Source organism: Actinocrinis sp., assembly GCF_035946395.1.
GTDB lineage: Bacteria > Actinomycetota > Actinomycetes > Streptomycetales > Catenulisporaceae > Actinocrinis.
In genome coordinates, this window is record NZ_DASYZI010000273.1 from 1 (window position 1) to 10,870 (window position 10,870).

The following is a 10,870-nucleotide window of genomic DNA, read 5'->3' on the forward strand; positions in this document are numbered from 1 at the left end:
GCCAGCGGCCCTCGCCGGGCAGCCGGTCGAACACCGAGCGGTGCAGCGCCATCGCTCCGGCGGCCCGCGCGATTAGCAGCGCGACCGGCGTGACGTCCACGCCGAGCGACGGGACTCCGCGCCTGGCGAGTTCGGCGGCCAGCCGTCCGGGACCGCAGCCGATGTCGAGCGTCGGGCCGGTGCACCGGTCGAGCAGCGCGATGTCGGTCGCGTCGGGCGCGGCGATGTACTTCGCCACGTCGAGGTGGAAGACCACGCCGCCGTCGGACGTCAGCGTGATCGGCGCGGTTGTCGTGCGGGCGGAACGACTGCGGGCGTCGTCGTCACGTTCGTCGGCAAGGGACTGCCACAGTGCGCGTTCGTACCCTGACGATACCGGCCCGCTCCACGTCGCCGTCGCGGCCGGCTCGGTCGGTGTTCCGCCGTCGCCGGGGACCGTGTGGCGCACCAGGCTCGCGAAGCGGCTGTGTGGGATCAGCGCCGCCACGTCCCGCGCGTCCGCCGCCTCGTCCACGTCACGAAGTGTCGGCAGGATGCTGATGCGCAGACCAGCGCCGGCGAGACGCTCGTGCTGGATCCGTCCGGTGTCAGCGTGCGACATCGGTACACCGACGAGCAGCCCACGTACTCGCCGGTGTCCCGGTTCGCGCAGTCCGAGCGTCCAGAATCCGCCGTCTGCCGCCGGTCCGAACACCGCGTCGGCGTCACCCGTCACCAGCGACGTCAGGCCTCTGCTCAGCAACTCGGCGCACGCCTGTGGAGTGTCCATGCCGACCAGGAGCGCAGGACCCTGATCGATCCGGGCCACGGCCGCGAACGCCGCCGCGAGCCGCACGTCCAGCGCCCCCGGTACCTGTGGCAGGATCACGAATCCGTTCCGCGACTCCTGCGGCAGCCAGTCCCCGGCCTCGCCGTCGAGAACCAGCACTCGATGGTCGGCCGGCGTGCGGTGCACCGCCTCCAGCGTGTCCAGCAGCGCGGCGCGTGCGAGCGCGGCGGCCTGCGCCGCGGTGAACGGCGGGCACAGCCTGGTCTTCACCCGGCCCGCCGCCGGCTCCTTCGCGATGACTATCAGGCTGCTCACCGGGTCGCCTGCTTCCACACCCGGTTCATGTCGCGCACGGCCTGCACGGTGCCGGTGAGCGTGCCGGTCACCTTCGACCTGCCGGTACGCGGTGCGTAGTCGACCTCTGTCTCGGTGATGCGCCAACCGGAGCGCGCCGCCGCGAGCACGGTTTCCAGCGGATAGCCCGAGCGGCGGTCCGCGACGCCGAGGCCGAGCAGCTCCGTGCGCCGTGCCGCGCGCATCGGACCCAGATCTCTGAGGTTGACGCCCGCGCGGCGCAGCCGGTACGCCAGCAGCCGGTTCGCGATGCGGGCGTGCGGCGGCCACGCCCCGGCGGTGACCGGCATCCGCCGCCCCAGGACGAGGTCCGACTCGCCGGCCAGCACCGGCTCGGCGACGCGTGGCAGCTGCCGCGGATCGAGCGAGGCGTCGCAGTCGCAGAAGCACACGACGGGAGCGGTCGCGGCGTCCAGTCCGGCGTGGCAGGCGGCGCCGAAGCCGCGCCGCGGCTCGGTCACGACCATGGCGCCGAGTTCGGCGGCGATCCGCGCGGAGCCGTCCGTGGAGCCGTTGTCCACGACGATCGCCCGATAGCCCTCCGGCATCCGGCCGAGGACGTAAGGCAGCGCCTCGGCTTCGTCGAGGCAGGGCAGGACGACATCGACGAGCTTCATGACAGCCTCCTGTGAAGATGGCCTCTGTGAAAGGCACGCAGACCGCTGACGGTGAGGATGCAGAGCATTGCCAGGCCATAACTCAGCCGCGCCGACGTGACCCCGTCGATGCCCGAAGCGTTGCCGATCGTCGAGAGATAGACGGCCAAGGCGAGCGCGAGCCATTCGATACGGCCATCGAGCGCGACCAGTGCGACAAGCAAGATCGCGTACCAGGGGAACGGCGGCGTCGTAACGAGCAGGGCGATACCCGTGAGTACGAGCGTTCCGCGCCACGGTTGGGCCGGATCCGCGTAACGCAACACCATGAGTCCTGCCGCGGCCACGATGAGCACGGCTGCCGCGCTGGTCCACGCGGCTGGCAGGAACAGGTTGAGTAGTAGGAATCCGCCGCCGTTGGAATAACCCTGCTCGTGGATGTAGCCGGGGATGTAGCCGATTACCTTCATCCCGACCGCGATCACGTGCGGCAGGTATACGGCCACGAACGCGCCGGCCGCCGTTGCCGCGACGAGCACGGGTCGGCGGCGCAGCACTGCCGGCAGGGCCAGTGCGGGCGTGAGTTTCGCCCCGACGCCGAGGCCGAGCAGCATCGCGCCGATCACGTACTGTCTTGTCGACGTGCGTTTCGTCGCGCTGGGATCTCTTCGGTGGGCTCTGGCGAGGAACACCAGCCCGCCGACGGTGAACAGCGCGGCGAGCACGTCGACGTGCGCGCTGTTGCCGCTCTCGTAGGCGACCAGCGGGCACCAGGCCCACAGCGCCGCGAGTCTGAGGTCCCGGCCGAGCGCGCGCAGCCCGAGCAGCAGCGCGATCGTGGTCGCCAGCGCGAGCGCGACGGCGGCGAGCTGGACCGGCTTGTACCGGCTGCCCGGCGGCGACAACTCGTGCACGGCCAGGAAATACGCCTCGGTGACCGGTGGGTAGATCGTGTGCACGGCAGGCCGGTTGATCAAGGTGCAGCCGGGGAGCACGAGGCCGCCGTCCGGGTTCGCGGTGTCCGGCGGAATGCACTTGACGTGATCGGGCCAGAGGAACGGGTCGCGCAGCGTGGCCAGTTGCGGCGCGGCGGGCACATAAGCATACGGATCGATGCCGGCCGCCTGGACCCGGCCGTCCCAGATGTAGCGGTAAAGGTCGTCGCTGGTGTGCTCATGGGACGACGCGGACGCCAGCCCGGCGGCCGCGCAGCCGAGCAGGATGAGTACGACGGCGCTACGTGCGGACACCTTGCGCACCAGCCACACCGCGACGGCGAACGCTAGCCAGGCCGCGCCGAGCAGCCGGATCGCGGGCCAGCCCACGTTCTGTGCAGGGTCGGAGATGTGAACGCGCGCGGCGAGCACGGCGGTGAGCGCGGCTAGCGCGAGGACGAGTGCGATGAGCCGGATGAGCCGCAGCACGTTCGGTGCTGCGGACGCGGGTGAGACTGCCGCGGCCGGGGCTGTGCTTGACGAAGAGGCTGTGCTTGACGAAGGAGCCGTGCTTGCGTTGCTTGATGAAACTGCGCTGGGCGAGTGTGTGAGCGCAGGTGAGTCCACGGCTGTGTCCGTGGGTGCGAGCCTTGTGGATCTCATAGCGCATACCGTGGCAGCGCTCTCGCTCCGAGATCAGCTTGCGGGCCCGGCCGTAAGAGCACCGTAATCAGCCGCGATGGACTCGCCGCCGCTGCGCTTGGAGCCGTCCCGAATCCTTACGGACCGAGGAAGCCGCCTCGCGTCCGGACACCGCGAGGGCGCCGAGGCTTAGAGTTGGTGGCAATGGAAACCAGCGCTGACGTGCTCGTCGTCGACGACGATCCCACCGTGTCCGAAGTGGTCGCGGCCTACCTGCGCCGCTGCGGCCACCGGGTGCGGCTGGCCGCCGACGGGCCCAGCGCGGTCGCCACCGCCCACCTCAAGCGGCCCGACCTGGTCGTCCTGGACCTCATGCTGCCCGGGTTCGACGGCTTCGAGGTCTACCGGCGCATCCGCCGCCTCGGCCCGGTGCCGGTCATCATGCTGACCGCGCGCGGCGAGGAGCACGACCGGATCCTCGGCCTCGAACTCGGCGCCGACGACTACGTGACCAAGCCGTTCAGCCCCCGCGAGCTCTCGCTGCGTGCCAACTCGGTGCTGCGCCGCGCCCGGCAGGCCGCCGGGGTTCCGGAACAGGCCGCCGAGTTGCGCCGGGTCGCCGACCTGGAGATCGACGTCACCGGGCACCAGGCCACCCGCGGCGGCGTCCCGCTCGCGCTGACCGGCCGGGAGTTCGACCTGCTCGCCTTCCTGCTCGCGCACCCCGGCCAGGCCTTCACCCGCACCGAGCTGATGCGGCTGGTCTGGGGCTGGGACTATGGCGACCAGTCCACGGTGACCGTCCACGTGCGCCGGCTGCGCGAGAAGATCGAGCAGGACCCGGCGCAGCCGCGGCTGCTGGTCACGGTCTGGGGCGTCGGCTACCGGCTCGATCCGCCGGACCCGCAGGAGCCCGGTGCGGCCAGCGCCGACGGGGGAGCCGGCCGGTGAGCGATCTGTTCCTGATCGTGCTGACCGGCGCTGGCAGCGCCATCGGCGTCGGCGTGATCGGCCTGGCCCTGCTGCGCGTCCTGCGCGGTCGCTCGCTGCGCCTGAAGCTGTTCGCGGTCGCGACGTTCACCGTGCTCGCCATGGCGGCCGGAGTGCTCGCCGCGGCCCAGGCGATGTTCCTCTCCCAGCACGACTTCGGCGTCACGCTCGTGGTCTGCATCGCCGCCGGGCTCGTCGCGATGGCCATGGCGATACCGCTGGCCCGCGGCGTCACCGCGGACAGCCGCGCACTGCGTGAAGCGTTGCGGGCGCTCGGCGACGCGGAACCCGGACAAGACCGCACGGCCACGCTGGCCACCGCGGAACTCGACGACCTGCGGCGCGAGCTGGCCACGACCGCGGCACGCCTTGCCGAGTCCCGCGAGCGCGAGCGCGCGCTCGAACGCTCGCGGCGGGAACTGGTCGCCTGGGTCTCGCACGATCTGCGCACGCCTCTGGCGGGCCTGCGCGCCATGGCGGAGGCCCTTGAGGACGGAGTCGCCACCGACCCGCTGCGTTACCACACCCAGATCCGCATGTCCGTGGACCGGTTGGCCGCGATGGTGGACGACCTGTTCGAGATGTCGCGGATCCACGCCGGCGCGCTGCGGCTCACCCTCGAACGCGTCGCGCTCACCGACCTGGTCGACGAGGCGGTCATCGGCGCCGACCCGCTCGCGCGCGCGTGCGGCGTCCTGCTTGAGGCCGACGTGCGCACGCCGCTGGCCGTGCGCGTCGATCCCAGGGAACTTTCACGCGTGCTGACGAATCTGGTCGCCAACGCCATCCGGCATACGCCGAGCGACGGCGCGGTGCGGGTCGAGGCGACCGAGCGCGACGGGCGCGCTGTGCTCGCGGTCGTCGATGCCTGCGGCGGCATCCCGGAGGAGGATCTCGACCGCGTCTTCGAGGTCGCATGGCGCGGCACCGCGGCGCGCACGCCGGAGCCGCTGGCCGGGGCGGGTCTCGGCCTGGCCATCGTGCGCGGCATCGTCGAGGCGCATTCCGGCGAGGTGGACGTGCGCAACGTCGTCGGCGGCTGCCGCTTCGAGGTACGCCTGCCGGTGCCGGTCGGCGGCCGGCCCGCACTCGATCACTGATAGCCGCCGACGGCCGGCGGTGTCGGAACGCCTCCGCGGAGTCTCAGCCTGCGGGCGGGGAAACCCTCATGCGAAATCCCTGTCGAAACCGCCTCTGCGGCGGTGCGCGGCCTATCGTCGTCTCGTGACTCTCGCGGCGGATCTGCTGTTGCTCGCCATCGACCCCCAGCGTCGGCAGCTGCGGGTTTCCGAACGGCTCGACTACGCGCTGATGGGTGCGGACCTGGTCGAACTGGCCCTCGCCCGGCGCGTGGTGATGGAGGGCGACCGCGTGCTGGTCCTCGACGCGCGGCCGACCGGCGATCGGCTGCTCGACGAGGCGCTCGCCTCGATCGCGGCCAAGGACAGGCCGCCGCGCGCCAGGGCGTGGGTCCAGGCGGTGCGCAAAGGCCTGCGATCGGACTATCTCGGGGTGCTGACGGAGCAGCGGGCGATCCGCCGGACCCCGCGGCCGTTCCTGCGCTTCTTCACCGTCACGGACCTCGTCGTGCTGGAACCCGGCCGCCAAGCCGGAATCAAGGCACGAATCGACGCCGTGGCCTCCGGCGCCGCCATGGACGACCCACGGGGGCGTGCGCTGGCCGGACTGGCGCACGCCGCAGGGCTCTCCACCGTGCTGTATCCAGGTACTGCCAACCGCGCGCTGCGCAAGCGGTTGCAGCAGGCCACCCGCGGTGAGCGGGTCGGCGCCGACGTCCTGCGTGCGACCGCGGCCATCAGCGACCTGGCCGTCGACGCGACGACCAGGGCGGTGACGGATTCCGCGATGAGGGCAGCGACCGACGCCGCCGTACACGCCGCGATGAGCGCCGCCGTGGACGCCGCGCACAGCGCGGGACATTCAAGTCACAGCGGCGGCGGTCACGGTGGCGGCGGGCATCACTGACAGGTGTCACTGGGTAGGTATCACTTAGTAGATATCACTGCGTAGGCATCACTAGTCGGGCATCACTGAGCAGGATCGACGAATTCTGCGAGCCCTGCGGCGAAGGTCACGGCGGGCCGCCAACCCAACTCGGTGCGCAGACGCAGGTTCGACGCGGTCACATGACGCACATCGCCGAGCCGGTAATCGCCGGTCACCACGGGCGCCGGGCCGCCGGTCGCCGCGGACAGCCCGGCGGCCAGGTCGCCGACCGTGCGCGGCGTGCCGCTGCCGACGTTGAATGCGCGGCCCGCGCCGGGATCCGCCTTCCCCGTCCATTCGATGGCTGCGACGTTCGCGGACGCCACGTCGCGTACGTGTACGAAGTCGCGGCGCTGGCCTCCGTCCTCGAAGACGAGCGGCGGCCTGCCGGAGCGCAGTGCGGAGCGGAAGATCGCCGCCACGCCCGCGTAGGGGGTGTCGCGCGGCATGCGCGGGCCGTAGACGTTGTGGTACCGCAGCAGCGCCACGGTTCCCGCTGCTGCGCGCGCCCACGCGGTGGCGAGGAACTCCTGGGCCGCCTTCGTCGCCGCGTAGACGTTGCGCGGGTCGAGTGCGGTGTCCTCGTCGACCAGGCCGGGCCCGAGGGGCGCGCCGCAGTGCGGGCACGGCGGCTCGAAACGGCCCGCGGCGAGGTCCACCGCGGCGCGCGGGCCCGGCGCGACCCGGCCGTGCCGCGCGCAGTCGTAGCGGCCCTCCCCGTACACGACCATGGACGAGGCGAGTACGAGTCTTGAGACGGATGCGCGCGCCATCGCGGCGAGCAGCACGGCGGTGCCGAGATCGTTGCGGCTCGCGTATTGCGGCGCGTCGTCCAGATCGACGCCGAGGCCGACCATCGCGGCGTGATGGCAGACCACGTCGACACCGCGCAGCGCCGTGGCGACCGCGACCGGGTCGATGACGTCGGCGTGCACGAATTCGACCCCGGACGGAATCCGGGCGCGGGCCCGTCGCGGATCCGGGTGCACGGCGGGGAGCAGCGCGTCGTACGCGATCACGTCGTGTCCCGCGGCGAGCAGCGCCTCGACGACGTGCGATCCGATGAATCCGGCCGCGCCGGTGACCAGAATCCTCATGGGTTCACGCTATGCGGGCAGGCGAAGCGGTGGCGCGACGTGCGTTCCGGCGTCATGGCTTCGTAAGGTCTGCCGAGACACGTGTGTCGTCCTGAGCATAGGTAATGGCGAGGATGACCTCACAATTCGAAAGACAAACTAATTTTCTGCCGATCGTCGCTGATGTGCTGGTAGTGGCAGTATGCAGGCCCGGCGAGAGCTAAGATCTCACCATCCGTCAGGACGCGGGACGCCAGTCAAAGGGGGCGACGCATTGGTGAAGCGCACGTCTCGCGATATCCGCCGGGGCAACCGCAACGAGGTGCTCAGGCACGTGATCGCCTCGTCGCCGGTCTCCCGGCAGGAACTGGCGGCGGTGACCGGCCTCAGCCTGGCCACCGTCGCGAATCTGGTCGGCGAGTTGCTCGACCGGGGGGTGCTGGTCGAGGTCGGATACGAGGACTCGGAGGGCGGCCGGCCGCGCGGGCTGATCGCGATGCGCGCCGGCGGCGGCGCACTGATCGGCGTGGACGTCGGCGAGCTGCGCGTGGACGTCGAGTTGTTCGACCTCGAACTGCGGACCCTGGACCGCGCCGTGGAACCGCTTACATCCGATGACCTGCAACCGGAGCAGGTGGTCCGGCGCATCGTGTCCGGGGTGCGCACCGTGCTGGAGCGGGCCAGGATCGCGCCGTCGCTGGTGCTCGGCGTCGGGGTGAGCATGCTCGGCCTGGTCGAGCGCGAGGGCAGCCTTTCGGTGTACGCGCCGAACTGGAACTGGCACGACGTGCGGCTGCGCGAACTGCTGGCGGCGCGGCTGGAGTTCCCGATCTACCTGGACAGCCAGCTGATGGCGAGCACCGTCGCCGAGCTCTGGTTCGGCGCGGCGCGCGGCTGCCAGGACGTCGTCGTGGTCACCCTCGGCAAGGGCGTCGGCGCGGGCATCGCGATCGGCGGCACGCTCTACCGGGGCGCGACGAACACCGCGGGGGAGTGGGGGCACTCCCTGCTGGAGCTGGACGGCCGGGCCTGCAAGTGCGGGGCGATGGGCTGTGTCGAGACGTACGTCGGCGCGCCGGGGATCATCAAGACCCTGCGTGATATCGATCCGGACTCTCCGATGCTGCTCGAAGACTGCTTCGACACGATCGACGCGCTGGCAAGGGCGCTGTCAAAGGGCGACCCGGTCGCCGTGGAGACGGTGCGGCGCACCGCGCGCTATCTAGGCGTCGCAGTGGGCAGCCTGATCAACCTGCTCAATCCGCAGGTGATCGTGCTGAGCAACTGGGTGGCCACCCGGCTCGCCGACGCGCTGCTGTCCGGGATGCGCGAAGCGATCGCGGAGCATGCGCTGCCGCGCCCGCTGGAGAGCACCCGGATCATGCTGTGCCCCATCCCGAACAACCCGGTGAGCCTCGGCGCCGCGACCTTCGCCCTCGAAGGCGCGTTGGCGTGGGTCCGGCCCTGAGAGGGCGTTCGAAGTGCACTTCGAACGCCCTCTGGGTTCCCGCGTACCCGAAACAGCCGAATCACCGGTTGGGCACTAGCCAGAGACTCAGGTCGCTGATGGACTTGAGCCGTGCAAAGCGGAGATGAGACGACTATGCCGACCGGGGCGGTGAACTGGAGCCGCGCAGACTGGGAGCGCCTGGCCGACCGCGCGCTCGCCGCCGTGCGCCCGTTCGCGACGGCGAACCACGCGCTGATCCACCTGCCGGGACCGCAGAGCCGCTCCGGCCGGTGGAGCGACGGGCTCGAAGGCTACGCGCGCACCTTCCTGCTGGCGGGATTCCGGCTGGCCCGCTCGGGAGACAGCGACCCGCAGGGCCTGGCGCAGTGGTACGCGGCCGGGCTCGCGGCGGGTACGGATCCTGATTCGCCGGAGCGCTGGCCGGCGCAGGACGACGTCTGGCAGGCGAAGGTCGAGTGCGCCTCGATCGCGATCGCGCTGCACGAGTCGCGGCCGTGGATCTGGGACCGGCTGGACGACCGGGTGCGCGGCAACGTGGTCGACTGGCTCGGCGCGATGCTCGGCACCGAGACGCCCGACAACAACTGGACCTGGTTCCGCGCGGTCACCGAAGCCTTCCTGCGCTCGGTCGGCGGCCCGTGGCGGCAGGAGGACATCGACCACACCCTGACGCGGACCGAGGCGTGGTACGCCGGCGACGGCTGGTACTCGGACGGCGAGCCGGGGCCCGGCCAGCTGCGCAACTTCGACTACTACAGCGGCTGGGCGATGCAGTTCTACCCGCTCTGGTACTGCCGGATCTCCGGCGAACAGGCGGAGCCCGGGCTGCTGGACCGCTACCGCGAGCGGCTGCGCAGCTATCTGGACAACGCGCGGCGGCTGATCGGCGGCGGCGGCAGGCCGCTGATTCACGGCAGGTCCCTGACGTACCGGTTCGCGATGCTCGCGCCGTTCTGGGCCGGGGAGCTGTTCGACGCCACGCCGCTGACGCCCGGCGGAACCCGGCGGCTGACCAGCGCCGTGGCGAACCACTTCGTCGAGGCGGGCTGCTTCGACGAGGCCGGGCTGCTGTCGATCGGCTGGCACCGGCCGTTCGAGACGATGCGCGAGACCTATTCCGGCGGCGCCTCGCCCTACTGGGCCAGCAAGGGTTTCGCAGGGCTCGTACTGCCACCGGACCATCCGGTGTGGACGGCGGCGGCGGAACCGCTGCCGATCGAGACCGGCGACGTCTTGTTCGCGCTGCCCAAGCTCGGCTGGATCGTGTCAGGCACCAGAGAGGACGGCATCGTACGGGTGGCTCAGCACGGCGGCGATCACGCGGCGACCGATCACCTCGTCATCGACGTGCCCGGATACGCGCGGCACGGGTACGCCACCCACGCGGCGCCCGAATACGGGAACTCATATCCGCTTGATTCGCACGTCGCGCTGATCACCGCCGACGGCAGGGTCTCGCACCGTTCCCCGGCGCTCTCGCTCGGCATCGAGGCGGGCCGCGCGGTCTCGCGCCACCGCACGCACTGGTGGCAGGGGACCGGCCCGATCCGCAACGACCCGCACCGGTGGCGCGGCGAGGACGGATTCGAAGTCGGGCCGTGGCTGACCACCGCGTCACTGCTGCACGGCCCGTGGGAGGTGCGGCTCGCCCGGGTCGATCCGGTCGGCGCGGACGGCGCGGGCGTTCCCAGCGCGGCGGACGCCCATGGGGCAGACGGCGCGGACGACCTCGGAGGGCAGTGGCCCGAACAGCCCGGCCCGTGGAAGCTGCGGTTCGGCGGCTGGGCGCTGGCGCTCGACGAGTCGATCAGGCCGCAGGTGGCCGGCGGCGCCGCCTGGGCAGTGCGCGCCGATGGGCTGAGCACGACCGTCGTCGCGCTGCGCGGAACGTTCTGGGCGGGCTGCACGGTGTCGCAGGGCACGAACCCACTGGGCACCTTCAGCGCGATCCCGCAGGTGGAGACGGTGGAGCCGGTGGAGCCGGGCAGGGTGTACGCGGCGCTGGTCGTGTTGTCCGGCACACTGCACGG

General features: G+C 71.5%; 9 protein-coding genes. 5 read left to right on the forward strand and 4 right to left on the reverse strand.

The window, feature by feature from the left end; translation table 11 throughout:
• The 3 genes from VGS97_RS16760 to VGS97_RS16770 all read right to left on the reverse strand — a co-directional run.
• On the reverse strand, positions 1 to 1,084 hold a 1,084-nt coding region (locus tag VGS97_RS16760), incomplete at its 3' end, for a DUF2064 domain-containing protein (RefSeq protein ID WP_326854481.1).
• Positions 1,081 to 1,740, reverse strand: a complete 660-nt coding sequence (locus VGS97_RS16765) for a glycosyltransferase family 2 protein (RefSeq protein ID WP_326854483.1) — start codon at positions 1,738 to 1,740, stop codon at positions 1,081 to 1,083. The genes VGS97_RS16765 and VGS97_RS16760, both read right to left, overlap by 4 nt.
• The gene (locus VGS97_RS16770) at positions 1,737 to 3,143 is read right to left on the reverse strand and encodes a glycosyltransferase 87 family protein (protein ID WP_326854484.1); all 1,407 of its coding nucleotides are present in this window, start codon (positions 3,141 to 3,143) and stop codon (positions 1,737 to 1,739) included. Before VGS97_RS16770 ends, VGS97_RS16765 begins: the two co-directional genes overlap by 4 nt.
• 357 nt (positions 3,144 to 3,500) lie before the next feature.
• Here VGS97_RS16770 and VGS97_RS16775 point away from each other — a divergent pair, with 357 nt between their 5' ends.
• The 3 genes from VGS97_RS16775 (at position 3,501) to VGS97_RS16785 (ending at position 6,272) form a co-directional block, all read left to right on the forward strand.
• Entirely contained in the window at positions 3,501 to 4,247 is a 747-nt protein-coding gene (locus VGS97_RS16775) for a response regulator transcription factor (protein ID WP_326854485.1), read from the forward strand.
• Positions 4,244 to 5,386, forward strand: coding sequence for a HAMP domain-containing sensor histidine kinase (locus tag VGS97_RS16780; RefSeq protein ID WP_326854486.1), 1,143 nt, complete (start codon positions 4,244 to 4,246; stop codon positions 5,384 to 5,386). Before VGS97_RS16775 ends, VGS97_RS16780 begins: the two co-directional genes overlap by 4 nt.
• Positions 5,387 to 5,510: 124 nt before the next feature.
• Positions 5,511 to 6,272, forward strand: a complete 762-nt coding sequence (locus VGS97_RS16785; RefSeq protein WP_326854488.1) for a GOLPH3/VPS74 family protein — start codon at positions 5,511 to 5,513, stop codon at positions 6,270 to 6,272.
• Between the two features lie 62 nt (positions 6,273 to 6,334).
• On the opposite strand, the gene VGS97_RS16790 is transcribed toward VGS97_RS16785, so the two are convergent.
• Positions 6,335 to 7,390 carry an NAD-dependent epimerase/dehydratase family protein gene (locus VGS97_RS16790; RefSeq protein ID WP_326854490.1) on the reverse strand — a complete coding sequence of 352 codons (1,056 nt, stop codon included), beginning with the start codon at positions 7,388 to 7,390 and terminating at the stop codon, positions 6,335 to 6,337.
• Between the two features lie 256 nt (positions 7,391 to 7,646).
• Here VGS97_RS16790 and VGS97_RS16795 point away from each other — a divergent pair, with 256 nt between their 5' ends.
• Both VGS97_RS16795 and VGS97_RS16800 read left to right on the forward strand, forming a co-directional pair.
• A complete protein-coding gene (locus tag VGS97_RS16795; protein ID WP_326854491.1) occupies positions 7,647 to 8,837 on the forward strand; it encodes an ROK family protein in 1,191 nt (396 codons plus the stop codon).
• 135 nt (positions 8,838 to 8,972) lie between these two features.
• Positions 8,973 to 10,870: DUF2264 domain-containing protein (locus VGS97_RS16800; RefSeq protein WP_326854493.1), on the forward strand; the 1,898-nt coding region annotated here is incomplete at its 3' end.